This is a genomic window from Aurantimonas aggregata (assembly GCF_010500835.1).
Classification (GTDB): Bacteria; Pseudomonadota; Alphaproteobacteria; order Rhizobiales; family Rhizobiaceae; genus Aurantimonas; species Aurantimonas aggregata.
The window spans coordinates 41247-63582 of the sequence record NZ_JAAAMJ010000020.1 but is presented as its reverse complement, the minus strand read 5'-3'; the positions used below and the strand labels follow the sequence as shown (position 1 = coordinate 63582).

The 22336-nt window shown below is 65.2% G+C and carries 31 protein-coding genes and 2 pseudogenes; 7 read left to right on the top strand and 26 right to left on the bottom strand.

What is annotated here, in order from left to right; genetic code table 11:
* Window positions 1-42: 42 nt before the first annotated feature.
* Window positions 43-540 carry a response regulator gene (locus GTW51_RS19210; RefSeq protein ID WP_163045674.1) on the top strand — a complete coding sequence of 166 codons (498 nt, stop codon included), beginning with the start codon at window positions 43-45 and terminating at the stop codon, window positions 538-540.
* A gap of 100 nt (window positions 541-640) precedes the next feature.
* Here GTW51_RS19210 and GTW51_RS19205 read toward each other — a convergent pair whose 3' ends face one another.
* On the bottom strand, window positions 641-862 hold the full coding sequence (locus GTW51_RS19205; protein WP_203566184.1) for a hypothetical protein: 222 nt from the start codon (window positions 860-862) through the stop codon (window positions 641-643).
* 124 nt (window positions 863-986) lie between these two features.
* The gene (locus tag GTW51_RS19200; protein WP_163045673.1) at window positions 987-1643 is read right to left on the bottom strand and encodes a DUF1236 domain-containing protein; all 657 of its coding nucleotides are present in this window, start codon (window positions 1641-1643) and stop codon (window positions 987-989) included.
* Between the two features lie 252 nt (window positions 1644-1895).
* On the opposite strand from GTW51_RS19200, the pseudogene GTW51_RS19195 reads away from it, so the two are divergent.
* From GTW51_RS19195 to GTW51_RS19185, 4 genes and pseudogenes are all read left to right on the top strand, one after another.
* Window positions 1896-2108 (top strand): annotated as a pseudogene (locus tag GTW51_RS19195) (transposase); the annotation flags it as partial.
* Between the two features lie 31 nt (window positions 2109-2139).
* Window positions 2140-2250, top strand: a pseudogene (locus GTW51_RS24055) (IS5/IS1182 family transposase); the annotation flags it as partial.
* Window positions 2251-2438: 188 nt separating this feature from the next.
* Window positions 2439-3521 carry an outer membrane protein gene (locus tag GTW51_RS19190; RefSeq protein WP_163045672.1) on the top strand — a complete coding sequence of 361 codons (1083 nt, stop codon included), beginning with the start codon at window positions 2439-2441 and terminating at the stop codon, window positions 3519-3521.
* Window positions 3522-3569: 48 nt separating this feature from the next.
* Complete coding sequence (locus tag GTW51_RS19185) at window positions 3570-3857, top strand: hypothetical protein (RefSeq protein ID WP_163045671.1); 288 nt, start codon at window positions 3570-3572, stop codon at window positions 3855-3857.
* 69 nt (window positions 3858-3926) lie between these two features.
* Here GTW51_RS19185 and GTW51_RS19180 read toward each other — a convergent pair whose 3' ends face one another.
* Complete coding sequence (locus GTW51_RS19180; protein ID WP_163045670.1) at window positions 3927-4151, bottom strand: hypothetical protein; 225 nt, start codon at window positions 4149-4151, stop codon at window positions 3927-3929.
* A 180-nt stretch (window positions 4152-4331) separates the two neighbouring features.
* Window positions 4332-4595, bottom strand: a complete 264-nt coding sequence (locus tag GTW51_RS19175; RefSeq protein WP_163045669.1) for a WGxxGxxG family protein — start codon at window positions 4593-4595, stop codon at window positions 4332-4334.
* A gap of 198 nt (window positions 4596-4793) precedes the next feature.
* Between GTW51_RS19175 and GTW51_RS19170 the strand changes: the two genes are divergently transcribed.
* A complete protein-coding gene (locus GTW51_RS19170; RefSeq protein WP_163045668.1) occupies window positions 4794-5111 on the top strand; it encodes a DUF6894 family protein in 318 nt (105 codons plus the stop codon).
* On the opposite strand, the gene GTW51_RS19165 is transcribed toward GTW51_RS19170, so the two are convergent.
* The 8 genes from GTW51_RS19165 to GTW51_RS19130 form a co-directional block, all read right to left on the bottom strand.
* Complete coding sequence (locus GTW51_RS19165) at window positions 5108-5530, bottom strand: Ros/MucR family transcriptional regulator (protein ID WP_163045667.1); 423 nt, start codon at window positions 5528-5530, stop codon at window positions 5108-5110. The genes GTW51_RS19170 and GTW51_RS19165 overlap by 4 nt on opposite strands.
* 281 nt (window positions 5531-5811) lie before the next feature.
* Window positions 5812-6414 carry a hypothetical protein gene (locus GTW51_RS19160; protein ID WP_163045666.1) on the bottom strand — a complete coding sequence of 201 codons (603 nt, stop codon included), beginning with the start codon at window positions 6412-6414 and terminating at the stop codon, window positions 5812-5814.
* An 86-nt stretch (window positions 6415-6500) separates the two neighbouring features.
* Window positions 6501-6830, bottom strand: coding sequence for a hypothetical protein (locus tag GTW51_RS19155; RefSeq protein WP_163045665.1), 330 nt, complete (start codon window positions 6828-6830; stop codon window positions 6501-6503).
* Between the two features lie 3 nt (window positions 6831-6833).
* Window positions 6834-7721 carry a glycoside hydrolase family protein gene (locus GTW51_RS19150; RefSeq protein WP_246233272.1) on the bottom strand — a complete coding sequence of 296 codons (888 nt, stop codon included), beginning with the start codon at window positions 7719-7721 and terminating at the stop codon, window positions 6834-6836.
* A gap of 100 nt (window positions 7722-7821) precedes the next feature.
* Window positions 7822-8895 carry a phage late control D family protein gene (locus tag GTW51_RS19145; protein ID WP_163045664.1) on the bottom strand — a complete coding sequence of 358 codons (1074 nt, stop codon included), beginning with the start codon at window positions 8893-8895 and terminating at the stop codon, window positions 7822-7824.
* Between the two features lie 3 nt (window positions 8896-8898).
* Complete coding sequence (locus GTW51_RS19140; RefSeq protein WP_163045663.1) at window positions 8899-9123, bottom strand: tail protein X; 225 nt, start codon at window positions 9121-9123, stop codon at window positions 8899-8901.
* A gap of 2 nt (window positions 9124-9125) precedes the next feature.
* Window positions 9126-9563, bottom strand: coding sequence for a phage tail protein (locus GTW51_RS19135; protein WP_163045662.1), 438 nt, complete (start codon window positions 9561-9563; stop codon window positions 9126-9128).
* On the bottom strand, window positions 9563-12484 hold the full coding sequence (locus GTW51_RS19130) for a phage tail tape measure protein (RefSeq protein ID WP_163045661.1): 2922 nt from the start codon (window positions 12482-12484) through the stop codon (window positions 9563-9565). The genes GTW51_RS19135 and GTW51_RS19130 overlap by 1 nt, the downstream gene beginning before the upstream one ends.
* 58 nt (window positions 12485-12542) lie before the next feature.
* Here GTW51_RS19130 and GTW51_RS19125 point away from each other — a divergent pair, with 58 nt between their 5' ends.
* A complete protein-coding gene (locus GTW51_RS19125; protein WP_163045660.1) occupies window positions 12543-12920 on the top strand; it encodes a hypothetical protein in 378 nt (125 codons plus the stop codon).
* Window positions 12921-13071: 151 nt separating this feature from the next.
* Here the strand turns inward: GTW51_RS19125 and GTW51_RS19120 are convergent, their stop codons facing one another.
* The 14 genes from GTW51_RS19120 to GTW51_RS19055 all read right to left on the bottom strand — a co-directional run bounded on the left by GTW51_RS19120 (window position 13072) and on the right by GTW51_RS19055 (window position 22294).
* On the bottom strand, window positions 13072-13368 hold the full coding sequence (locus GTW51_RS19120; protein ID WP_163045659.1) for a phage tail assembly protein: 297 nt from the start codon (window positions 13366-13368) through the stop codon (window positions 13072-13074).
* Window positions 13369-13371: 3 nt separating this feature from the next.
* A complete protein-coding gene (locus GTW51_RS19115) occupies window positions 13372-13890 on the bottom strand; it encodes a phage major tail tube protein (RefSeq protein ID WP_163045658.1) in 519 nt (172 codons plus the stop codon).
* A gap of 14 nt (window positions 13891-13904) precedes the next feature.
* On the bottom strand, window positions 13905-15131 hold the full coding sequence (locus GTW51_RS19110; protein WP_163045657.1) for a phage tail sheath protein: 1227 nt from the start codon (window positions 15129-15131) through the stop codon (window positions 13905-13907).
* An 82-nt stretch (window positions 15132-15213) separates the two neighbouring features.
* The gene (locus GTW51_RS19105) at window positions 15214-15447 is read right to left on the bottom strand and encodes a hypothetical protein (protein WP_163045656.1); all 234 of its coding nucleotides are present in this window, start codon (window positions 15445-15447) and stop codon (window positions 15214-15216) included.
* Window positions 15428-15994: a DUF4376 domain-containing protein gene (locus tag GTW51_RS19100; RefSeq protein WP_163045655.1), complete on the bottom strand. Its 567-nt coding sequence runs from the start codon at window positions 15992-15994 to the stop codon at window positions 15428-15430. Before GTW51_RS19100 ends, GTW51_RS19105 begins: the two co-directional genes overlap by 20 nt.
* Before the next feature lie 3 nt (window positions 15995-15997).
* Window positions 15998-17992, bottom strand: coding sequence for a phage tail-collar fiber domain-containing protein (locus GTW51_RS24385; protein WP_163045654.1), 1995 nt, complete (start codon window positions 17990-17992; stop codon window positions 15998-16000).
* Between the two features lie 6 nt (window positions 17993-17998).
* A complete protein-coding gene (locus tag GTW51_RS19090) occupies window positions 17999-18670 on the bottom strand; it encodes a phage tail protein I (RefSeq protein WP_343034064.1) in 672 nt (223 codons plus the stop codon).
* Window positions 18661-19677: a baseplate J/gp47 family protein gene (locus tag GTW51_RS19085; RefSeq protein WP_163045653.1), complete on the bottom strand. Its 1017-nt coding sequence runs from the start codon at window positions 19675-19677 to the stop codon at window positions 18661-18663. The genes GTW51_RS19090 and GTW51_RS19085 overlap by 10 nt, the downstream gene beginning before the upstream one ends.
* Complete coding sequence (locus GTW51_RS19080) at window positions 19674-20069, bottom strand: GPW/gp25 family protein (protein WP_163045652.1); 396 nt, start codon at window positions 20067-20069, stop codon at window positions 19674-19676. The genes GTW51_RS19085 and GTW51_RS19080 overlap by 4 nt, the downstream gene beginning before the upstream one ends.
* 4 nt (window positions 20070-20073) lie before the next feature.
* Window positions 20074-20316: a hypothetical protein gene (locus tag GTW51_RS19075; RefSeq protein ID WP_163045651.1), complete on the bottom strand. Its 243-nt coding sequence runs from the start codon at window positions 20314-20316 to the stop codon at window positions 20074-20076.
* Between the two features lie 46 nt (window positions 20317-20362).
* Window positions 20363-20656: a PAAR domain-containing protein gene (locus GTW51_RS19070; RefSeq protein ID WP_163045650.1), complete on the bottom strand. Its 294-nt coding sequence runs from the start codon at window positions 20654-20656 to the stop codon at window positions 20363-20365.
* Window positions 20656-21102, bottom strand: coding sequence for a phage baseplate assembly protein V (locus tag GTW51_RS19065; protein ID WP_163045649.1), 447 nt, complete (start codon window positions 21100-21102; stop codon window positions 20656-20658). The genes GTW51_RS19070 and GTW51_RS19065 overlap by 1 nt, the downstream gene beginning before the upstream one ends.
* Window positions 21102-21914 (bottom strand): hypothetical protein, encoded by an 813-nt coding sequence (locus GTW51_RS19060; RefSeq protein WP_203566182.1) that lies wholly within the window; start codon window positions 21912-21914, stop codon window positions 21102-21104. The genes GTW51_RS19065 and GTW51_RS19060 overlap by 1 nt, the downstream gene beginning before the upstream one ends.
* Entirely contained in the window at window positions 21911-22294 is a 384-nt protein-coding gene (locus tag GTW51_RS19055) for a hypothetical protein (RefSeq protein ID WP_163045648.1), read from the bottom strand. The genes GTW51_RS19060 and GTW51_RS19055 overlap by 4 nt, the downstream gene beginning before the upstream one ends.
* Window positions 22295-22336: the final 42 nt, after the last annotated feature.

Genomic DNA, 22336 nt, shown 5'->3' with positions numbered 1-22336 from the left:
CACGCGCACTAACGTACGCTTTCCCGTTTCGAACCCCAGCGGATGCGACGGAAGCCGGCTACCGTCTACGGCTTTGCCAAGCAGTCGGGGCGGCACGCTGAAGATGCGAGCAGCGTCGGCCGCGGAACGCAGATCGGCCTCTGGCTGCCGCGATCGGATGTTCAAGGCCGGCAGGTACGGCGCACCCGTCTATCGGCCGAACCGAAGGCCCCGGCCATCAGGGGCACTTCCGAGATACTTCTGGTCGACGATTCGAGCGGCCTGCTGGCGACGACGGTGGCGTTGCTGCGCGACCGGCAATTCGAGGTAGTCTGTGCCGGCGGCGGTGCCGAGGCGCTGACGCTTCTCGAAAAGAATCCCGATCGGTTCGATCTCATGATCACCGACTTCGCCATGCCGATGGTCTCGGGGGTCGAGATCGTGCGGTTCGCCCACAATCTCAAATCCGACTTTCCGGCGATCCATCACGGGACACGCCGATCTAACAGCATTGGGAGTCCGGCCGACAGGCGTGCCGGTCCTCAGGAAGCCGTTCGATGAGGAAGAGCTCTTGGACGCCATCTGGTCGGTTAATTCAGCAGCAGAATATCCCGAAACGGGAGATGGCTGAGTTTTACGCGCCGAACCAATCGCGGCACAGCTATTCACGCGAGTTCTCCGAAGGATTCACTTCGACCTGCGGCACCGTCACGGTCCTCTCCTCAGTCGTCACGTCGAGATCAGGAACTTGAATATCCACATCAACGTCGGGAGCACGCCCACCCTCGATCGTCACGTTTGGTAGCTCGCCTGTGTCATTGACGTTGATGTTGAGAATGCCGAAGAACCAGAGCCCGACGACCACAGCAATAAGGAGGAGCAATATAGGAATGACAGGACCTTGGCTTCAGCGTTGGGGGTAGTCGGGTGCAGTGCAGACCGCCGGTAGGTCGGCGCCCGTTGCCCCGCAGCAGGATTGCCACGGGGCTGCACGGACGTCTGGACTGTTAGCGGATGATGCGCACGATCTGCCGAGTCTCCGCTTCCACGAGAACGGGCACTCCATTCACGTAGACGTACCGGTATTCATAGTCCGGGATTTCCCGCAGTTCGACCGTCTCGGGAAGAGTGGCTCCGACCACTACTTCGCCTTCAAGGTAGATCGGGTCCACCGGGTTCGATTTCACATAGGTAACCGCCGGCTCCGGCACATCAGCGGCTGCACCCAGAGCTGCGCCTGCAACCCCTCCCACCGCTGCTCCGATAGGCCCGCCGACTATTGCCCCTGCAATTGCCCCGCCTGTTGCACCGGCGACCGCGCCGTCGGCACTTGTGTCATAAGTCGCGACCGGCACACCGACGTCTGCGCGACGCTCGGTAATGACCACCCGCTCTCCGGAGAGGTCGGCGGTCAGGTAGTCAGAGTAGGCCCATCCCTCGGTTCCCTCGTAGGTGACCTGACACCACTTGCTGTCCTCCAAACAGCCCGTGATCGTGGCACTGCCATCGCTTGGGATTGCCCCGAGGACCTCATATTGCGGACCAGGGCCGGAGCGTAGGTTTAGGTCAGTAGTTGCAGTGGCCGCGGTCTGTGCCAGGGCAGAGCTGGAAAACGCGAGGAAGCCGCCGAAGGCAAGGGCGGTGGTGAGGTGATTTATGGTCATCGGTAATCTCCGATCAGCTAGAACACTGTAAAAGCGTACGAACGTCCCTCTGAGGGAGAACACGCTCACAATCTGCGGGTTCCGCCGCCTTGCGACCGCTCCAGATCTCGACCGCGGAAGAGGGGCCAAGGCTCGCGCCAGTCGGCCCTCCGCGGCGGGCAAATACGAAGAACCCTGGTGTGGCGTTACCGGCCATTTTGCGGCTGACGGCCGGCACCATGGCCCGGCCGCTGATGGACGCGGCAAGCGATGCGCAGCATAATTGCCGACAAGGGCTACGACGCCGGCGCGCTGCGTCGGCGTCTACAAGCCGACGACGAGGCCCGCTACAAGGGGCGCTGGCGCATCGAGGCTGCCTTTTGCTGCTTGAAGGACTTCCGACGCATTGCCACCCGCTACGACAAGCTCGCCCGCAACTTCCTCTCGGCGGTCGCGCTTACAGTCGCTATCGCGTTCGGGTCTTAATAAGTCTGAACGTTAGGGATCGGCGCATGACGAACTGGAAGGGCGCCAGTCCAGCCCGACCGCCAGCGTGATCGAGAGTGTAAATACCACCGAACGCGGCGGGAATAGGGACTACGAACATGTCGTCCGAATTAAAGGACGGTAATCCGGAATACTCGGCACGCTTGAGGCCCCGGACAATGATCAGCTTGCGTGGATCGTCAGCTAAGTATCTGTTGCGTCGGCGCACCTATGTGATTCAATGGTGACAGCACCGGCTTTCGGATGGCGACAATGTGGCCGCACTCGGGCAGTGTTCCTGCCATAGGGACACACCACCTGGAATTAGCCATGAGACGTTTTGCCCTGCTTCTCGCCTCCACCACCTTCGTCGCTCCAGCCCTAGCTGCTGACGCGATAGTTTACGAAGAGCCTCCTGCGCCAATGGCCCCGGTGGCGGTCGTGGCTCCGGCCTCCGGCTGGACCGGCCTCTACGTCGGCGGTCATGCTGGATATGCCTATACGGACGGAAGCTCCGTTCAGAACTTTTTCATCACCATACCTGGAACGCCTGGAGCGCCTGGGCGGGCCGCTATTCCCCCGATGGGCGAAATTGCTGTGGGCACCCCGGTCGCGTACTCCTACGGCTGCGGCGTAGATGCAGCGACCCCCGCCTGTACCTTGAGCGTCAACGGGCAGGTAGTTGCAGATGGTCTCAGCCGCGATGAGCTTCGAGATGCCGTAGTGGCCTTGGGCGCTCCTGCAGACGTTGATGTCGGTGGCACCGAAGGTGCTGGCACCGCTACGACGGTAACCGTCATACCCGCAACGCCAGGAAGGCCTGCGATAGCAGCCGTTCCGGCAGTCCCGCCCCGGACCGTCCGAGCCGAGGATCTCGGCTATTCCCGCTTTGCCGAAGAGGACGACGGCTTCGTTGGGGGTGTCCATGTTGGTTATGATCAGGAGTTTGGCTCCGTCGGTTCCAGCACACTGGTGTTGGGCGTTGTCGGCGACATATCTTACGTCGATATCGAGCGATCATTCGGCTTTACCAACGGTGTCGACACCGTTTCGGCGCAGCAGGAGTTGGACTACCTCGCCACGCTGCGACTGCGCGCAGGTTTGGCCTTCGGGAGCATTCTTGCCTACGCCACCGGTGGTCTCGCCGTGGGCGAAGTCGACACCACGATCAACATGTTCGGCGATGCGGCCTCGGAGTCGGATACGCGCCTCGGGTATTCGGTGGGCGGCGGGTTGGACTTCCTGGTCACGGAAAACCTCAGCCTCGGCGTCGAATATCTCTATACCGATCTCGGCAGTGACGATTTCTCGCGAAGCACGCTTCTTACGGACGGACGCCAGCTCGATTTCTCGTCGGACAAAGACTTCGATTTTCATACCGTTTGGGCAAAAGCATCTTTCCGCTTCAACTAGGCGCGCAGCTTCAAGCCATCGCTGTGCGAAAACCGCCCGCCGGATCAGATGAACCGGCGGGCTGTCTTTGTCTCGGAGCGACGTTCTGCCGACCGGGCTGGCGGCGACGTATTAAGCACGCCAATCGGTCTCGCGGCCGACGAGCCTCACCAGATCGTCGTTGCCGCAGCTCTCGCACGTGATTGGAAGGGTGATGCCCAGGTGCACATGATCGCGACCGAGCTTTGCCACGAGATCATCAAGATCGATCCGGAAGCCCCTGACGCATGTGATGCAAAACGCGTCCACTGCGAATCCGTGATCGAGAAGGTCTCCAAGCGTCTGGATAAACATTGATGATCCGATCCGCGGCTGCTGCCGCGGGCGAGAACATACAGTCTTTGACAGGCTAGACCAGCGGCCGTGTCAGGTTCTCACAGAGAGATCAGTTCCTTTGAGGATCACCGGGATCCCCTGGTTGCTGCATTCCTCGACAATGATCTCGCTGATGGTATCTTCGGCCACGTCCTCGCCGCTAGCAGAACTCTCCATGACATCCCGCCGCAGCGCTGCAACGTCGATCGCGGAATACCCGGCGTCTCGATAGCGCGATATCGAAAGACGGACCTGTTCTCGAATTCTACTGATCACTATTCCCTCCTGCAGACCGCCGCATGCGACCTTGGAAGGCGCGGCCCAGCAGAAATATTACCGGTCCGCGACAACTTTGTGTCGCGATATCCGCCCGAAGGGCTGAACGCGAAGAAGCCGCCGCCCCGGTGAAGGGACGGCGGCTGAGGCATGACGGCGATGTAGATGTGCAGGTGGCGCTTACACGCGCGGGCGATTTGCCGGATCGATCGGGCGGTTCACCGTCTCGATATGCGTGTTCCGCTTGCGCCCAGCCAGACCGGCCAGGCCCAAAAGGCCGATGAGCCCCAGCCAGCCAAGATCGAAGCCGTCGTCTTCGTTCTGAGTCGTAATTGGCTGCACTGTTTCAGTATCTGGCGCTGTGGCCTGAGCGAGAGCGGCAGTTCCGGTGGCGGAGAGGAGCCCCGCGGTGAGAGTTGCTGCGTACAGGGGATTGCGTCGCATTTGATTTCTCCAGTGATAACTGAAGCTGCAATGGCTGCTGGTGGGGAACGTTCCCGTGAAGTCGCCGTGAAGTGCGGTGGCAGCCACAGATACGGGCAGCACAAGCTGACGATCTTTACTCAGATCTCACTGACGCTAGGCAGCGAAAGAGATTTCGGTCGGCTCAGGCCGGGAAGGGAAAGTCTCCCGGAGAATCGCATGGCCCGTTATTATTTCGACATCAACGACAATGGGCTCAGCGTCCCTGACGACGAAGGCGTTGAGTGCGGGAACCTGGCAGCGGTCCGCGAAGCTGCCATCGATGCCCTTCCCCGGATGGCCTGCGACGCGGTGCCGGCTGGAGATCATCACGTGATCAGCATCAGCGTGCGCGATCAGGCTGACAAGCCGGTGTTCCAGGCGTCGCTGACCATCGATGCCGGTTTGGCCGCAGTAGGCCGGCGCCTGAACGACAAAAGCCGTCGCCCCAGTAATGGGACGGCGGCTGTGGAATCGCGTCGAGGTGCGGTGGACTAGCGGCGGGGCTTTCGGCCGAGGCCAAGCTGCTTGGCGATACGTGAACGCGCGGCCGCGTAGTTCGGGGCGACCATTGGGTAATGCGTGGGCAGGCCCCACTTCTCCCGATACTCCTCGGGGGTCAGACCATGGTGTGTCATCAGATGGCGTTTAAGCGACTTGAACTTCTTACCGTCATCGAGGCAGATGATGAAGTCGCCGTAAATTGACTTTTTGACCGGCACCGCAGGCATCGGCTTCTCGGCCAAAGGCACCTGCTCCGGCGCAATAAAAGTCTGATTGAAAGCGCCGTACACGTTAGAGATCAGGTCCGGCAGCTCCGACACAGGCAACGAGTTATTGCTGACATAAGCGGCGACAACTTCGGCGGTCAATTCCATCAGCAGCTCATTGCTGCCGAGGCTCTCGAGCTGATCCATAATCCTCTCCGATTATTTAAAGACATTTCCTACAGTCTGTATTGGATTTCTCTAATTTAGTGTCAAGCTTAGATTGCAGGTTCCCAAGATTCAGCCGGTAATACCGGGGGACCTTCCAAACCGAATTTTCCGGCTTGGGCTCGAACGCTTGCAAAGCGGCCCTCACCCAGCCGGAGCCTTGCGTCGAACACGAGGTCGAGCATCACCCGAGAAACGAAAAGCCGCCGCCCTGGCGAAGGACGGCGGCTTTGGCATGACAGCGGTGTGGGAGGCGGTCAATCCTACGCTTCGTGCCCCCGGTCTTCCTCGGCGTCCCGCGCATCAGTCTTCGCCTCTCGAGCTTCCAGCCGCCGTTCCATGTCAGCGATGACGCCCTGCAGCTTCTTCACCTCTTTGGTAAGTTCGATGATCGTGGCTTGGAGATCCTTCTCCCGCAGCGCGGCGTCGGCCAGCGAAACCCGCAGGCTGATGCCGCGCTTCATTTCCTCATCGTGACGCTCGCGCATTGCATCATAGGCCTGCGTGATGCGGGCCAACTCGTGCATCAGCTTGTCGTAGAACTGCTCTCGGTCCTCCCGCATCTCACGGCGCTCGGCCTCGCGTGAGGCCTCGGCAGCACGAAGTTCGTCGATGTGGTCCTGCCGTTCCTGAATGCGGGCCTTCTCTGCCTTCTCGCGGGCCAGCTCGGACGCCGACAGCTGCGACGCCCGTTGCTTGTCACGTCGGTTGATGAGCCATGCGACGACGGCAGCTATAGCGGAGCCGACCATCAGGAGGACTGGGATGGCTTCCAGATATTCCTGGATATCAGGGGTCATGTTGCGCTGCTCGGTCCCGGGCTTGATTTGTGCAGTGGAGCGGCGCACCGCTGGCGAATTCGGCATGGGTCACACCGGCGACGCGCTCAGCGCCAGCAAGGCGATAACCGCCACGCCGGCGACGACGCCCCAGAAGGTGCAGCGGAACGTGCTCACCGGCCCATCCGCTTCATGATCACCTCGAAGGCGTCGTCGGACTGAGCCGCCCTTGCCGCGACGGGGCCGACCTCCGGGCTCACCTTCGATTCCGGTGACGCGGCGGCGATCGCCACGATGTCGTTGTTGACCCGCTTGATGATGTCGAGCACCGACGGCGGCAGGATGTATTCCAGCGCCTTGCCGATGCCGAGTGCAATGAAGGCGCCCGCTTCGATCGGGATGTCGGTGCCGGCCCATGTGTTGAGCGCCAGCACAGCCAGGAAGGCGAGGACGGCGAACAGGCCGCCAGTCCACACCTTGCGATCGGGAATCCATTTCGACATGGGTCAGGCTCCGTAGTGCTGGCGAAGGCCGTCGGTCGCGGCCTCGATGATGGTGAGGTACTGGATGGCAGTGAGCGGCGCGCCCGGTGCCGGCTCGACAGGCGTCGGCGCAATAGGGACCGGCAGCGGTGCCGGCTTTTCCGGCACGACGATCGGCTGGGCCGGCTCCACGCCCTTCAAAGCGGCGAGCGTCGCGGGTCCGGCATAGCCGTCATCCTTGAGCCCGACCGAGCGCTGGAACTCCATCACCGCCGCCTCGGTGCCGTAGCCGAAGATCCCGTCCGCGACGCCGTCGGCGTAGATGCCGACCGCCTGCAGATCGAGCTGCAGCTGCCGCACCGCCTCCCCCTGCTCGCCGCGCACCAGCATGCCGTCGGCCATCGGGTCCGCCTCCGGACGCCCGATCGTGTAATCGGCCTGCTCGATCAGCTCGGACTCGTCCAGCCGGCGCGAGAAGAGACCCGCCAGGCGCTTGCCCTTCGCCGTCACCCGCGTGGTCTTCAGGAGATCGGCTGCGTCCTTCATGTCGCCGCGCTTGGCGGCGGCCGCCCAGCGATCCGACAGCGTGCCGGCGCCGCAGTTGAAGGTGACGGACGCCATCGCGTCGAAGACGTGCTGCGCGACCGCCTTGCCGAGGAAGCGGTTCACCGCGGCCCCGTACTCCTCCCGCATCAGCAGGATAAGCACCTCGGCCGCTTCGGCCCGGGTCATCGTGGCGCCCGGCCCGAACTTCTGGCTGGGACGGTTCTTCCCCCACCAGGTCCGGAGCGCCGAGGACGCCCAGGTAAAACCGGTACCGATCGTCCCGACCCCGACCGGGTCGAGATAGTAGCGAGGGACGAACCCCTCATGATGGCCGACGAACGTCGCGCCGGCGGGACTGATATCCATGACGGATCTCCATCAACGAGAAAGCCCGCCACGGCGGACCGGGACGGGCTCAAGAAAACGGCCGCTTGATGCGGCCGGGTGGATGGTGGAAGCCACGACGCTATCGCGGCGCCGGCGTCGGGACCGGCACGCTCGCCGGCGGCGCGCCGGATGCGGCGCGGCCGTCCTTTCCGGCCTCGCCCGTCGGCTGCTTGATTTCGAGGCTGGTCGTGGCGCCCCCAGAGCGCGTCGCCTTGTGGGTCACGCCGACGATGCGGTAGGTGCCGTCGATGCCCGGGCGGGCGCCGGCGAGGATCACCGTGCCTTCGGCCTGCGCCTCGACGGCAAGATCCATCTCGATCGTGCCGCCGCCGCCCTCGCGCTCGCTTTCGCGGCCGCGGGCTTCAGCAATTCCCTTCGCCTGGTCGGCATCAGCCGCATCGGTCTGCACCGCGTCCGACGCCTCGACGCCCTCGACGCCCTCGACCGTCACCTCCTCGGTCCGGAACGTCGCGTTCTCCCGGTCGAAGAACCGCACCGTCGCGCGCTTGTAGCGGCCGCGATTGGCGACCGGCGAGATCTCCCAGGAGATGACGTTGCCCGGGATGCGCGCCAGGACGGTTGGCATCGCGCCGCCGGCGGCGCTGAGACCCTGACCGCGCTTTGCCAGCACGGCGCGGTCGCCGCGGATCTTGAACGTCGCGCCCAGCTCGCGCGCCAGCTTCTGCCCCCAGCCAAGAAAGGTCTCGCCGTCAGGGCTCCAGTATGGCCGCCGGATCGCCGCGAAGGCCGGGTCTAAAACCACCCCGGCGAGGCCGCCCATCTCAGCGGCCTTGCCGAGTGCCTCCTGCAGCGTGGCGTCGTCCATGTGCCAGCGCTGGCCGTCCTTCACCTTGCCCTTCGCGTCGAAGCCCTTGGCGGTCACGGACAGCATGCGACCGCCGCCGCGCGAGCCCGCGGATCGGACGCTGTCGACCGTGCCCTCGAAGATCTGCGCGCCTTCAAGGGCGATGATCACCCGCGCGCCGTCTTGCGGCAGCAGCGCCTGGCCGCCGGAATCATCGAAGCTGAGCGAGCAGCTGTCGCTCGCCGTGCCATCCTTGTCCGAGACGCTGATATCGGTGAGGAACGGCCGCATGTTCGCGGTGACGTCCTGCCCGTCGATCAGGACGCTCCAGGCGACTTTCCAGGCCATGACCTATCCGAATAGTGAGACGACGCGGCGGGCCGATGGCGCCGCCGACGGTGGGTCGGGAATGAGCACCGTTGTCCCCACGGGGATGACGGCGCCGTGCTCGGCCAGCCCCGGGTTCAGATCGAGCGCCGCGATCATCGTCTCGCGTGCCCGGACCGGTCCGAACTCTGCGGTCAGAAGCTGGTCGAGCAGGATCGACTCGCCGCGCACCAATATCGGCCTGGCCATTTTCATCTCCCGATGGCACCGAAGATCGACAACAGCGCGCCGATGATGCTGGCGCTGGCGCCTTCCGGCGACGTCCGCGCCATCGTTACCGAATGGCCGACCGTGAAGCCGACGCCATCCCGCATCAGATTGCTGTGGCTTTCGCGGATTTCCTCGATGACGAACCAGCCGAGCATTCTGCCGTCGCCGCGCATGACCGGCAGACGCTGCCCGGCGCGGCGGAACGAGTGCAGCGCCTCGAGCTGGGTCAAGCCACCGATCTTCGAGGGCAGCAGCTGCCCCGACACGGTGAGCCGGTCCTCGCCTTCACCCATGAATTCGCGGCCGGGCAGCGTGCCGATCAGCGGCTTGACGGCGAAGTCGGCCGAGGCCGAGCGCTCGACCGTCTCGACGCTGAAAGGCCGCGTGTCCAGATCGACGGTACCGATCGAATAGAGCATCAGGCCACCCTGTATCCGCCGTTCCAGTGGCCGCCGGAGAAGGCGTCCCTGATGGCCTTGTCGATCGCCCGCGCGGTCTTTTCGGCAAGCGCGGCTTCATCCATGCCGGGGCCGGGATTGATCGTGATGCCGCCGAGATTGATCACCGGCGTGCCGGCATATCCGGTCGACGCACCGCCACCGCCCCGCCCGCGCGGCACCATCATGCCAGCGGTCTCGTCGGCGGGATGCACGAAGCCGCTTCGGTTTGGCGTGATCAGCTCCGGACCCTCCTCTCCGACGAGATAGGTGCGGCCGCCGGCAATCGCGCCGCCGGCGGCGCGCGCGGCGTCAATGGCAGGCACGTCGCCGGGCATGATCGGCTGCAGCGGATTGGCGTTGGCCGATCCTGCCCCGGCCGCGGTCGATCCGAACGCTCCGATGGATGAGACGGCTCTGCTGGCGCGCCTGACCAGCCCCTCGATCGCGGTGACAGCCTTTCGAATGCCCGCTACCAGAGCGCTGAACGCGGCGACGACGTTCTCGAAGCTCGGCGCCGGGATCGTCAGGTTGGTGAAGAAGGAGACGATCTCCGCGATGATATTCTGCATCGCATCGAAGGCGACCCGAACCGGCGCCGCCATGTCCATATTTGCGAACGCCGACGCAATCCGTCCAGGTATCGCTATCAGGTCATCAAAACCCGGAACCGGGATCGCCCCCAGCGTCTGGAAGGCGGTTCGGAATGGCGCTGCCATGTCAATATTCGCGAGGGCGGCCGTGATCCGTCCAGGGATCGTTTTGATATCTGCGACCAGACCGCTGGCGATACCCGCCAGATCGGTCGATCCGATTGCCGCGACGATTTTGCCTGGCAGGCCAGCCAGGGCACCAACAAGCGCCTGCGCCATGCGCTCGCCAGCGCTTCGGAACTCGGCGGTCGCATGTTCCGAATACTGGTTCATCTCGAACAGGTCGCCGAACCAGTTACCGATCTGACCCGGTATGGCCTTGACCATTGCGATCATGTCGGAGATGCCTGCAGATATAACGGCTTTGGCCGCGTCGAACCCAGCGCGCATGCCGGCCTCATCGAAGCCAAGCCACACACCAAAGTCGATCAGTTTCTCTTTTGCCCACGACCCGACTGCGGATGCCAACTGAGACCCGAAGTCGCTGATCGCGGAGATGGCGCCGCTCAGAGCTTCGCCGATGACAGATGCAAACCCGGAAAAGAACTCCGAGATTGGCACCCAGTATTTATAGACCGACGCCGCGATGCCGGCGACTGCCAGAACGATGCCGCCGACGAGAAGCCATACCGGCGCCGTGATGCCGGCGAGGCCCGCGACGAATGCCGTGAAGACGCCCGCCAGTGCTCCCGTGACACCAGCCGCTGCGGGCACAAGAGCACCGGACGCAGCGGTCATGCCTGCAATCATGCGCGTGGATGCCGCGGCATTGCCAACGCCGGACATGCCGGCAATCATCCGCGCCGATGCGGCGCTTGCCGCCGCAGCCTTGTCCGCCGATCGCGCCGCCATCGAGAATCCGGTGAAGGCTGCCTGCCCCGCCGCACGACTCCGGCGACCGAACAGGCTGGCCGCCGCCGTCACGGCGCCGAGCGCGCCGCCGATGCCCTTCAGGCCGGCTATTGCCGTGGCGAGATATGCCCCGCGCATCCAGAAGAAGCTGAATTGCGCTGCCAGCGACGCGACCCGCAGGGCGACAAGACCGGCGGTCAATGCGACCACCGTCGACGTCAGGCGGGGGTTGGCGTCGGCGAAGCGGGCGATGGCAAGCGCTAGCGGGCCGAGAGCGTCCATAACGCCATTAAGCGCCGGAAGGAGCGCCGAGCCTATAGCGATGCCTGCAGCCGTAGCTTTGTTCGCGAAAAGCTGCATCGCGTTCGCTGAGGTCTTTGCACGCTCCTCGTATTCCCGCTGTGAAGACCCGAGGTAGTCGGACCGACGTGATACAGCGGCCAACGCCTTGTCATACAGCTCGATGTTGGCGATCAGCGGCATGAACCCGCGCGCTTCCTCGCCGAAGGCACCGAACGCCGTCGTCATGCGCTTGGCCGGATCTTCGATCTTAGACAAGGCTACGAGGACTTCGCGCAGCGCGGCGACTGGATCCTTGCCGAAGGCCTTGGCAACGTCGGCTTCGTGCATGCCGAGGTCACGGAAAGCCGCAACCTGACTCTTCGCTGCCGAATTGCCTCTCGACATCATCTTGACGACGTTGCGGAACGATGTCGCGGCCACCTCCGCTTCGGCGCCGGACGCGATCATCGCCGAGCCGAGCGCGGCCGTCTGGGCGGACGTGAAGCCGCCCATCTCGCCGACAGAGGCAATCCGCTTCATGTACTCCACGAGGTCCGGTGCGGCCGATGCCGATGTGTTCGACAGGTGGTTGATCACGTCCGCCAACTCGGACGTGCCCGCGACGGACAACGAAAGTTGCGTCTTGATCTCTGCCAGGGCCTTGCCGGTATCTCCGGCCGCCATATCCCACGCGACGGAGACTTTCGACGCGATCTCTGCGAAACCCAGAAGCTCCTCACGCGCGATATCCGACTGCCCCGCCTCCGCGACGATGGCTGCAATGCCCTCGGCCGCGATGGGCAACCGTGTCGACATCTCAATGATGTCAGCGCCCATCTCCTTGAAGGCGGTAGGCGTAGGGAAATCGACGACCTTGCGGACGTCGGCCATGGCACTTTCAAATTCCATTGCCGCCCGGATGGGGCCGCCAATGGCGTAGGCGAGTGTCCCGGCTACAGCCACCGCCTCGACCATGCGGCCACGCATGGCGTCCATCTGGCGGTTGTTCGCCGCTAGGCGCCCCTGCAGATTGTCGACGGCGCCGGCGATGCCGCGCGCGGGGGCAGTCACCCGGTCGATCAGACTGAGGATCAACTGGGAAGTGAGCGTGGCCATGCGAAATCCTTGACGCTCAGTGCTGAGCACTTACCCTGCGGAAAAACAGGAGAGGTTCATGTTCAAGTCGATAATCATCGCCATCGCGCTTCTTGTCTCCGCACCAGCTTGGGCAGATGCTCTCTCAGAGGGGCGTGACGCGATCGAGCTTCATTTGGTAAAGGCAGGGCGCTGGAATGCGGTCGTCTGCAACTCGCAGGACATCGGCGGCAACCAGTTTGTGTATTGTCATCCCGTCTTGGACGACAGCTTCGGCGGACTTTTTGCTGTTACCGCTGATGGGGATCGACCGGTCGTGCACCCGGTCAATGGCAAGGCCAAGCAGTATATGCCTGATGAGGCCATCAGCGCAGTGGACGGCAGCAAAGTTGCCGTACGGCCATGGACAGGTGAACCCGTGTCCATACCCGACATTCTCAGCGGCTTTCAGAGCTAACCTCGCCGGCCCTTCGGCGCCTCAGCCTTAAGCACCCGCCCGAGCGACCGTTGGTATGCCACCAGCTTGTCGATGTCCCATTCCTCGACGGCATCGATAGACGTGTTCAGGTGGCGGGCGATCGACGTGATCAGATCCCGCCACTGGAACGCTACGCCGTCGCCTTCGCCTTCTCCATCGCCGCCCTTGCCGACTTTCCCATCAGGGGAACGATCGCCTCCCCGACCTTCTCGATGTCCTCGATGTCGAGCTCCTCAGTCACCGCGACGTCGACCCCGGCAAGCGCGGCGAACATCAGGTAGCCAGCCCGCGCCTTGTTCGGCTCGTCCTCGGCCACCAAAGCGTCCTTCGCCTTCATCCGGCGGAAGGTGAGAGAGCCGATTTCGCGCCCGTCGAAGGTGACGGGAAAGTCGAGATCGACGGTGACGGACTTCTGCTTGTCCGCCATCGGTCAGGCCCCCAGTGCCGAGCGTACGCCGGCGAACAGATCATCGCCGTTGCGGCGGATCACCCGCTCCCAGAAGTCGAAATAGATCAGCTCCTCGCCGTCCAGCACGAACTCGAAATGGGTCACCTCGTTGAAGGCGTAGTTCGAGCCCTGCATTTCGGCGGGGTCGCTCTCATCCGGCTCCCACGACGTGACCGCGCCCTCGATGATGCCGCGCGCGGGAATGTCGCGGTTGGTCTTCTTGTCGCGATACGCGGCCGCAAACGTCCAGCGGTCGACGACGCCCATGCCGCGGAAGACTTCCCGGTCGATGCCCTTGGCCGAGAAGGTCGGCTCGAGCGCCTCGATGCGCGGCTGGGTGAAGTTCACCGCGCCGACGCCGCCACCAGGCGAGTGCTCGCTGGTGACGAAGTTGACCGGCGGGATGGTGAGCGTCGCGATCGTGGTCGCGCGCGACGTTCCGGTTTCGGTGGCACGACGAATGTCGACCGCCGTGAGCATGAGAAGGGGCTGCTGTGCCATGGATCTGTTCTCCTTCAGGCGACGGTGTTGAGGCGGGAAACGATCTCGGCGACCAGGCCCTCGACCGCCGGGCGATACCGGCGAATGTCGGTGTCGGCGCGCTTGAACACCGGCGCCGGCTCGATGCCGAGATCGAGCTTGATGCGGCCGAGCCGGATCTGCTCCGGCGAGTTCTGGTCGGGGATGAAGACATCCTTGTTGTAGCCGAGGATGTCGTCCGCCGCCTTGTGGTCGCGGAGCATGAACAGGATCGAGTTGATATAGGCCTCGACCAGGTCGGCGGTGATCTTGCGGCCGAGGAACTGCCGGGTGATCTGGATGAGCTTCACCGTGATGTAGTCGGCGCCGCGCACCTGGTGGATCTGCTGCCACAGCTCGCCGGTGTCGGTGTTGTCGATACCGATGAAGACGAAGCCGCCATCGGCGACCGCGCCGTCGACATTGACCTCGCCGGAGGCGACGATCGAGACATTCGCCTCGAGCATCATCTGCCCCTCGGTCGAACCGTCGAGCAGCGAGAACGGCAGCTTCCGCGACAGGCCCGCCAGACCGTAGATCTGCTGGTTGGCGATCGGGTCGAAGGGCCGCCCCTCGTTTTCGTTGTCGATGCGCATGAACAGGCCGAGCACCCGCGGGCCCATCGGCCGGGTGACGATCTCGGTGCCCTCGTAGACGCGGGCTGCGATGCCGACCGGGATCAGCCGCTGCGAGGCCATGGTCTCGCGATCGTCGATCGCCAGCGCCGCCGACGTCGGGTCGACGTCGACGACCGCAATCGCCAGGAGCGTCTCGGCGGCGATCGGCAGAGCCGCGACAACCGGATTGGTCGTCTGGGGATCGGCGCGCCAGGCGGTGCGGCCCGCCCAGATCAGCCGCGGCGTGCTGTTGGTCTCCGACGGGATCGAGGCGACATCGGCAAGCGCGGCAACGATGTTGGCGGCGGTCGCCGGAACGTCGAGGCCCTCGGCGACGCGCACCACCGTGACGTCGGCGCCGCGATTGACGCCGGTGAGCTGGGCGCCGATGCCGGCAACCGCATCGGCGAGCGGCCCGGTGCCGAGCGCGGCGATATAGACCGGATCGCTGGTGGAGAACCGCACGGCCTGGCCGAGCGGGAAGATGACCTCGTCGGCATCCTCTGACGTCTCGATCAGAAGCGCGCGGGAGAAGTCGGCGCCGAGAACCGGTACCGGCTCGTCCATGGGACGGGAAAACTGCATGCCGAAGATGGGGGCCGACATTGGGCGCTCCTTTCAGATTGATGACCAGGCAAAGAAAAGGGCCCCCCGATTGGCGAGCCCTTAGTTTCGTGTGGCGGCAGGTTCAGCGCTGCCGGCGGTGGAAGATCCAGCCGAAGGCCGCGACGCCGGCGAGCATCACTGCCGCCATCGGCCATCCGACAATCGACGCGACGCAGAGCGCCATCTCGATATCTGCCTCGAGGCGGTCGCCGCCGAGCCCGTAGGCGAGATCATGCGCGGCACAGCATGCCGACCAGTCGACGTCGCCCAGGCGGTCTGGCCAGAGCGTGCAGTGGTCAATCGCCGGACGGGGCATCGGGCTGCCACGGCGCCATCACGTCGGCGAAAGCGTCGTCGATCGCGGCGGCCGTGACCACGGCACCGGAGACGATCGCCGCCTGCACTTCGCCTTCCCGCTGAAAACAAGCGAGAACGTGCAGGCGCGCCGCGACCGCCATCTCCTGCACCTGGGCATTCGTCACCAGCTCGAAACCATGCGGGAACTTCCAGGGGCTGGGATCATCACGCACGTCGAGTCCGACGGCCTGCAGCTCGGCCATGTATTTTGCCTGGCTGCGTTCGTCCGTCGGCAGATCCCAGCCGTTCCAGACGGTGCCGGCAGTCTCGGTGCGCCAGCGCCGATCGGCGGCATGGGCAAGAGCCGCCTCCGGCGACAGCTCATCGGACGCGGCAGCGGGCGGGACGAAGAGGCCGTCCAGCCGGGTCCAGCCCTGCCTGGCTTCATCGGGCACCTCTTCCGAAGCCGCGATGATGTCGGCATGGAAACTATCCTCGAGCGCGAACCCCTCCGGCGGCACGAGGAAGTCGACGATCATATCGTTGACGACGTAAGCGATCTTCATCGATCAATACTCCAGAATGAGCTGGCCCGGGCCGCCGGCCCCGCCCGTGTTGACGCCGCCGGCACCGTTGCCGCCGAGACCGGGATAGAGGCCACCGATGCCGCCGCCTCCGCCGATGGGCGGGAGGTTGACCGCAGAGATGTTGAAGCTGCCGCCGCCGACGCCGCCCTGGGGGCCGCCGAGCGTGCCGGTGCCACCGACACCGCCCTGCATGTTCACCTGACCACCCGAGGCGAAGCCCGGCCCCACCGTCGAGTTGGGCGAACCGGAACCCGCCGGCGCGCCGATACCGCCCGGCGCAGACGCAAAGGATGCGAAGGACGTGAGGCCGCCATTGCCACCTGGGGAGCCGGCGGGCGCCGCGGCGCCCGCCGCGCCCACGACGATCGCGTAGCTCGTCCCCGGCACGACGGGATAGACGCCGTCGAAATAGGCGGCACCGCTGCCGCCGGAGGCAGCCCACGACGCGTTGCTGCAGCCGCCGCCGCCGCCGCCGCCGCCCCGGCCGTAAACGCGGACAAGCGTCACGTCATCCGGGCAGACCCATACGTGTGTGCCGGGGCCGTAGACGATCATCAGCCCCTTTGCGATCTTCCGGACTTGCTCCTTCAGGCCGCCCGGGGTGACGGCCCGGCCGAGATCCGCCATCGCGGCCGTTTCAGCCGGCGTCGCCAGCTCGACAAGACCGATGCGGGTCTCGGTCGCCGTTCTTGCCAGAAGCGAGGCGGGCGTGATCCCGCGACTCGCGTCGGTGCCGGCGACCACTTCGGCGGCTGTCGCCAGCTCGACAAGGCCGGTTCGCGTTTCCGTCGCGGTCCGGCTCGAGAGAGCTGCGGGCGTCAGCGCCTTCTCAGCATCCATGCCGGTCTGCGCATCGGTGTTGGACGCCAGCTTGACGTCGCCGAGAGAGTTCGCGGTGGCCTGTAGGCCCCCGATCACAAACCAGCCTGAGCCGCCGGCATAGACCAGTTCAAGGATGGCCGTCGGCGGGATAGCACCTGACTGAAGGGTGAACGGCGCGTTCGAGTTGCTGACGTTCTGAGCGCCAAGACCGTTGACGTTCAGCGTCACGGCGCCGGTATTCTGAGCCGTCACCCTCACCCGCAGAGACATGCCGATGTAGAGTTCGGTCGGTGCCGGGTCCAGCGTGACCGTCAGCGCGTTGGCGGTACCGCCCGCAGTGACATATTCCATCTTGCGCCGGGCATCGGTGAGGCCGAGCGGATGGACCCCTAGGGCCTGCGAGGCCCCGGCAAGCGCCTCGGCCCGCGTCGCCAGCTCGACCAAACCCTTCCTGGTCTCACTGGCCACCAGCTCGGTGAAGACGCCGGACAGCCGCATGAAGACGCGACCGTCGGGCAGGCCGACGCCGACGCCGTTGCGCGGCGTGATCAGTGCCCAGCCGGCGGACGTGAACTCGGCAACCTTGTTGGCATGCCCTGCCCAGGATCCGGTGGCGCCGGTCGGGATGACATAGGTGTCGCCGATCGCCGGCGAGGCCGGCGGCGCCGCCGTCGTCACCGAGATGACCGGGATCCACGGCAGCACCGAGAGCCGCTGCAGCGCGACCGCCATCGAGGGGTCGACGGTGATCGCGACCGCGGTCGCGTTGGCGACCTGGATCTGGATGCGCAGCGTTCCCTCGACGACCTGGCCGCTGGAAGGGATCGGCTTGTTGATCGCCGGATTGACCCGGGCAATGGCGATCAGCGCGCCGGTGTCGTCGAAAAGCCCGGCCTCGGTGATGGTGTAAGGACCATCCGCCGCCGCCAGATAGATATCGGCATAGAGCGTATTGAGCGCGCCAGCCACGACGCCCTGCCCGGAAATCGACTTCCGGGCGACCTCGCTGTAGAGGGCGGTCTCACCGCCAGACGGCGCGGTGGCGCCGGAGCCGATGGCAATCGAGACGAGATTGATGGACGTCTCGGCAGCGAGGGCTGCCGCGATCTTCTGCGCGCCAACCGTCGTGATGAGGGCATAGCTGATCTGGGCCATTGCGCGCTATTCTTTCGGATTGATGGTGTGCGTCAGGAGGCCCGCGGTGATAGCGCCAGCGAACAGCTGGCCACCGATGGTCTCCCCGGTGAACTGGAAGGGCTGCACCGTCCATGCGAGCGACGTCCGCTCATGGGCATGGAAGCCGAGAGGCCCGGCGAAGGGGATGGTCGCCCGCGTCGTGAAAATGCGGCTCTTCGGCTTCGACGAGCGCACCGCCTCGATGGCCTGGATCTGCGTCGCAAGGTCGAAGACGGGGCCGCCGTCTGCGTAGATGATCTCGACCCGGAACGTTCCCCGGCGAGACGGCGGGGTCTCCTCCCACCATTCGACGATCGTGGAGTCGAGGTCGAAGGCATCGAGCGCCCGGCGCACCGCGCCACGCGTTCCCTTCAGCCGATGCACCATCGGCGAGGCGGCGATCATCTTGCGCTTGCGCGCCTCCGGCCAGGCCGGATCCCAGACATCGACCGATAGCGCCCAGGCGAGCCACGGCAGCAGAACCGTCGGGCACCGCCACGGATCCCAGGCCGTGGCGATGACGCGCGGATCGGCATCCGCCAGCGCCAGAAGCTCGACCGTCAGCAGCGCCTTCTCGATCGGCGAGGCTTCCCGCGGAAGGATGGCGGCAGCGACCGCACCGGCGGCCGTGACGCGCTCGGCCGTCGTCACGTCCACGACCCTTCCGACTGCACCGCATGGATGGTGACGCCGGTACAATTCGGCGCCTGCTTGGATCCGCCGGCGACGTCGGTCGTCGGCGAGATGCCGGTCACGGCCTCGACGCCAGAGACATAGGCCGCGCCGAAGATGCCATGCACCTCGGCCTTCACGCCGACCCGCCGCCGCTTGTCGACATAAGACCGGACCGCCACCTCGGCCGCCGCGATCAGCGGTGCCGGGTCGGCGCCCCGCGCATAGGTGATGGTCATCTCCACCGCATAGTCGACGACGGCCGCCGGCTCGATCCGGACATTGTCACCGATCGGGCGCACGTCCCGCGCCGAGGCCGCCGCATAGGCGCGGTCCAGGAGGCTCTGGTCGCACGGCCCATAGGCGACGGCGGGAAGGATCACCACCAGGACTTCGGGCGCGATGACCGGATCGCCATTGCCGCGCCCGGCAAAGGGCGTCGAGCGCGCTCCGACCGAATAGGCATCGGCGTGGAGGCCGGCGCTATAGGTGGCCGCGTCTTCTTCCGAATAAGCCCAAGCGTCGGCGATGTCGGGAACGCCGTCCAGCTCGAGCACCTGGAACACATAGGCGCCGAGCGGGCCCGCGGTGGAGAATGCCTCCGAGGCGAGCGCGACGCGATCGCGAAACCGGTCGTCGCTTTCGACGATCACGTTCCCCTGCTCGTCGACGTCGCTCTGCCGGGAAAGCAGCTCGTAATAGGTGGCGGCTATATGGTCGAGATCGCCGCCGCCGGCATTCGCCAGCGAAACGGCGCGGACCTTCTCGTTGACCAGCTGCCGGAACAGCATTTCCTCGTAGCCGCCGCCGCGCGCCACGGCGACCATCAGCGGCGAGGCCTCGATCGTCGTCACGTCGTAATCCAGCCCGAACTCCGACAACGCGAGCTTCAGATACTCGCCCCGCCGCGCGCGGATTTCCTCGAAGTCGACCTCGAGCACCGCCGGCATGGGGCCGAGGGCGGCGAGGTCCGCCTGGACGAAGCGGCTCATGTCGTTACCTCGATAATTCCTGTTGCACCCGCCGTGAGCGCGAAGCTGCGCACGCCCTCGACCGTCTCGTCGCCGAGGTGCCCGCGCGGGCGCCAGTCGACCTCGATGCCGATCGTGGCGATGCCGGCGCGCAAAGCGTCGACACCGCCCTCGACGTCGACCCGGCGGACCCGGAAGCGCGGCTCCCAGAGATCGATGGCCGCGGCGAGCAGGACGCGGAACACCCCGAACAGCTGCGGCGTCATCAGCCGCCCGAGCAGCGGCAGGACCGCGGCTCCGAACTCGCGCAACATCACCAGCTCGCCGACGCGGGTGGTGAGGATGACCTCGACCGACTGCAGCGCCGAGGCGTAGTTATCGATGACCGCCCCCGTGCGCCGATCGAAATCCATGGCGTCAGTCGGCCTTCTTGTCGGCCTGGGGCTTGGCATCCCAGGACTTCGGCCGCTTGCCGCCCTTCAGCGCCAGTCGCTCATGCTGCAGGTCGTAGGCGGCAGCCTTCGGCGACAGCTCCATCTCGGTGCGCTTGCCGACCCGCTCGCCGGCAATCCACGGGACGCCAGGCTTCACGTCGTACGTCTTGCGCCCATCGTCGGTCGCGGCGGTGCTGCCCCCGGTTTTTGCCGTGGTCCGTTCCATTGCAAAGCTCCTAGCTTGGCTTCGGGTGATGCCCGCGGGAATATCCCTACGGGCCGATGAAGACGTTCGGGCTGCCCCCGGCGGCGGCGCTTCCGCACGCCACAGGATCGCCGGTGCGGGCCGCCTGCTTGCCGTTGCAGAACACCGTCGGCGAGCCGGCAGCGAGAACGCTGGCGTGCGTTTCAGGGATCTGCGGACAAGTGTGCGCATTCCAGGCATCGCCCTGCCGATGCAGCGCAATCCCGTTGACGAATACGTTCGGGCTCGCCGCCGCGTTGGGTCTCGGCGGCCAGCACCCATGGCCGGTGCAGGCCATCCCGAGGACGTGAGCAGCGGGCATCAGTTCAAGTCGATCCGCGGCGAGTTCATCACTATGCCGTCCGACGAAATGACGACGGACGTCCCTCCGGTGGTGATCGTCAGCGCCCCGCCGGCGACCACGATCCGGACGCCTGCGTCCTCGAAGACGTTGGCTGCCATGTTCTGGTTCGGACTGGCGTTCTCGGCCGAGTAGCCGCCGCGGAAGACGAGGCCCTGACGCATGTCGCCGGTCGGGCTCATCACGCCGACGATCTGCCCCTTCTTCAGGGGAACACTGGTCTTGCCCGTCTCCGGATGTGGTAGCCACGGCGATAGCCACGGCTCGCCATCGGCGCCCTCCCCCAGCTTCAGGCGATAGCCCTTGGCAGCGTCGATCTCCTCGACCGGTCCTAACTTCAGGCTGTTGCCGAACGCTGTTTTCAGGGCTTCGATGTCGGCCTTCATCCCGATGATCTCGGCGAACATCAGACGATCTCTCTCTCGTCGCCGACGCCGTCCACCTCCACCGCGCCAACAATGAACTCCGGCGTCTCGCGCAGCTCGTCCTGCGCGATCGGCCCGCGTCCCAAGGCCAGTAGCTCTGCCGCCGTCATGCCGTGCCGGCGCTGCAGTATTTTCCAGTCGGGATCGCTACCGCCGACAATGTCGAGCATGGCCTGTGCCTGTGCCTGGTAGACCGGGTCTGCCGACGCATCCAGCATGGCGAAGAACCGCGCCAGGGGGGTGCCGGGATCAATCGGCTCGCCGCGCACGGGATCGTCGATCAGGTCGACGGTGATCCGGGTCTGGTGGCCGGCCAGCCGCTGGCCGTCATCGGAGTTCCGCTTGCCTCCGATCTCGACCTTCGTGACGCGGTAATGCAGGCCGCGATAAATCTCCGCCCACTCGTTGTCCGGGTCAGACAGCGCGTCGATGATCTGCCGCTGCACGAGGTCGAGAAAGAATTCGAAGTTCTGATCGGAGGCGGGGATGGCTACGCCGACGATCTGCGAGACCCCGGTCTGTTCATCCGTTTCGGTCATCGCCATCGAGATGCCGGCCTCGATGACCAGGACGCACGATCCGTTGTCGACCAAACTGCGACCCGTCATCCCTTCGACGGTGCCGTTGTCGGTGTAGACGCTGACGAAGGGACGATCCTCGTCCGTCCGCATCGTACCGTCAGCGGCGATGTCGAGGGCGCCGTTCGGACTGTCGAGGACCTTGGAACCGACGAGGGTGTGGCCCTTGATGGCTTCGACGGCGGCAATGCGTAGTGCGATCCGTGCAAGGCTCATATTTCGCCAAGCTCCATTACAAGGCGCGTCTCGCCCCGGTCATCGACCCGAAGAACCTCGAACCACGGTTGCCCGCGGCGGGAGATCGCCCGCACCCGGTCGCCAACCTTGATCGCCGGCCCCGCGTAAAGAGCGGCGTCAATGGACAGCTCCGCCTTTCCAGCCGCAAGCTGGGTGCGCCAGCCCTGAGCCCAGCCTCCCGCCACGTTCGTTTCGTTGCCGCCTCCGACACGAAGAAGCGCCTCGACTTCGACAGCGGGCCTCGCGGGATCAACGGCGCCGCTCTTGAGGAACGACAGCCGCACCGGCTCCGCGAATACACTGTCCACAGACGCGAGAACTCGATCGCGGATGGAGTGATGACGCGCAACGACGGGCATGGTGACCTCCGGATCGAATGGAAGGGCCGGCGCGAACCGGCC

Bases quoted from the DNA above. Each gene is read 5' to 3' on its own strand.
- GTW51_RS19210 (WP_163045674.1), top strand. From the start codon at position 43: ATGCGACGGAAGCCGGCTACCGTCTACGGCTTTGCCAAGCAGTCGGGG.
- GTW51_RS19200 (WP_163045673.1), bottom strand. From the start codon at position 1,643: ATGACCATAAATCACCTCACCACCGCCCTTGCCTTCGGCGGCTTCCTC.
- GTW51_RS19190 (WP_163045672.1), top strand. From the start codon at position 2,439: ATGAGACGTTTTGCCCTGCTTCTCGCCTCCACCACCTTCGTCGCTCCA.
- GTW51_RS19185 (WP_163045671.1), top strand. From the start codon at position 3,570: ATGAACCGGCGGGCTGTCTTTGTCTCGGAGCGACGTTCTGCCGACCGG.
- GTW51_RS19175 (WP_163045669.1), bottom strand. From the start codon at position 4,595: ATGCGACGCAATCCCCTGTACGCAGCAACTCTCACCGCGGGGCTCCTC.
- GTW51_RS19170 (WP_163045668.1), top strand. From the start codon at position 4,794: ATGGCCCGTTATTATTTCGACATCAACGACAATGGGCTCAGCGTCCCT.
- GTW51_RS19165 (WP_163045667.1), bottom strand. From the start codon at position 5,530: ATGGATCAGCTCGAGAGCCTCGGCAGCAATGAGCTGCTGATGGAATTG.
- GTW51_RS19160 (WP_163045666.1), bottom strand. From the start codon at position 6,414: ATGCCGAATTCGCCAGCGGTGCGCCGCTCCACTGCACAAATCAAGCCC.
- GTW51_RS19155 (WP_163045665.1), bottom strand. From the start codon at position 6,830: ATGTCGAAATGGATTCCCGATCGCAAGGTGTGGACTGGCGGCCTGTTC.
- GTW51_RS19150 (WP_246233272.1), bottom strand. From the start codon at position 7,721: ATGGATATCAGTCCCGCCGGCGCGACGTTCGTCGGCCATCATGAGGGG.
- GTW51_RS19145 (WP_163045664.1), bottom strand. From the start codon at position 8,895: ATGGCCTGGAAAGTCGCCTGGAGCGTCCTGATCGACGGGCAGGACGTC.
- GTW51_RS19140 (WP_163045663.1), bottom strand. From the start codon at position 9,123: ATGGCCAGGCCGATATTGGTGCGCGGCGAGTCGATCCTGCTCGACCAG.
- GTW51_RS19135 (WP_163045662.1), bottom strand. From the start codon at position 9,563: ATGCTCTATTCGATCGGTACCGTCGATCTGGACACGCGGCCTTTCAGC.
- GTW51_RS19130 (WP_163045661.1), bottom strand. From the start codon at position 12,484: ATGGCCACGCTCACTTCCCAGTTGATCCTCAGTCTGATCGACCGGGTG.
- GTW51_RS19125 (WP_163045660.1), top strand. From the start codon at position 12,543: ATGTTCAAGTCGATAATCATCGCCATCGCGCTTCTTGTCTCCGCACCA.
- GTW51_RS19120 (WP_163045659.1), bottom strand. From the start codon at position 13,368: ATGGCGGACAAGCAGAAGTCCGTCACCGTCGATCTCGACTTTCCCGTC.
- GTW51_RS19115 (WP_163045658.1), bottom strand. From the start codon at position 13,890: ATGGCACAGCAGCCCCTTCTCATGCTCACGGCGGTCGACATTCGTCGT.
- GTW51_RS19110 (WP_163045657.1), bottom strand. From the start codon at position 15,131: ATGTCGGCCCCCATCTTCGGCATGCAGTTTTCCCGTCCCATGGACGAG.
- GTW51_RS19105 (WP_163045656.1), bottom strand. From the start codon at position 15,447: ATGCCCCGTCCGGCGATTGACCACTGCACGCTCTGGCCAGACCGCCTG.
- GTW51_RS19100 (WP_163045655.1), bottom strand. From the start codon at position 15,994: ATGAAGATCGCTTACGTCGTCAACGATATGATCGTCGACTTCCTCGTG.
- GTW51_RS24385 (WP_163045654.1), bottom strand. From the start codon at position 17,992: ATGGCCCAGATCAGCTATGCCCTCATCACGACGGTTGGCGCGCAGAAG.
- GTW51_RS19085 (WP_163045653.1), bottom strand. From the start codon at position 19,677: ATGAGCCGCTTCGTCCAGGCGGACCTCGCCGCCCTCGGCCCCATGCCG.
- GTW51_RS19080 (WP_163045652.1), bottom strand. From the start codon at position 20,069: ATGGATTTCGATCGGCGCACGGGGGCGGTCATCGATAACTACGCCTCG.
- GTW51_RS19075 (WP_163045651.1), bottom strand. From the start codon at position 20,316: ATGGAACGGACCACGGCAAAAACCGGGGGCAGCACCGCCGCGACCGAC.
- GTW51_RS19070 (WP_163045650.1), bottom strand. From the start codon at position 20,656: ATGCCCGCTGCTCACGTCCTCGGGATGGCCTGCACCGGCCATGGGTGC.
- GTW51_RS19065 (WP_163045649.1), bottom strand. From the start codon at position 21,102: ATGTTCGCCGAGATCATCGGGATGAAGGCCGACATCGAAGCCCTGAAA.
- GTW51_RS19060 (WP_203566182.1), bottom strand. From the start codon at position 21,914: ATGAGCCTTGCACGGATCGCACTACGCATTGCCGCCGTCGAAGCCATC.
- GTW51_RS19055 (WP_163045648.1), bottom strand. From the start codon at position 22,294: ATGCCCGTCGTTGCGCGTCATCACTCCATCCGCGATCGAGTTCTCGCG.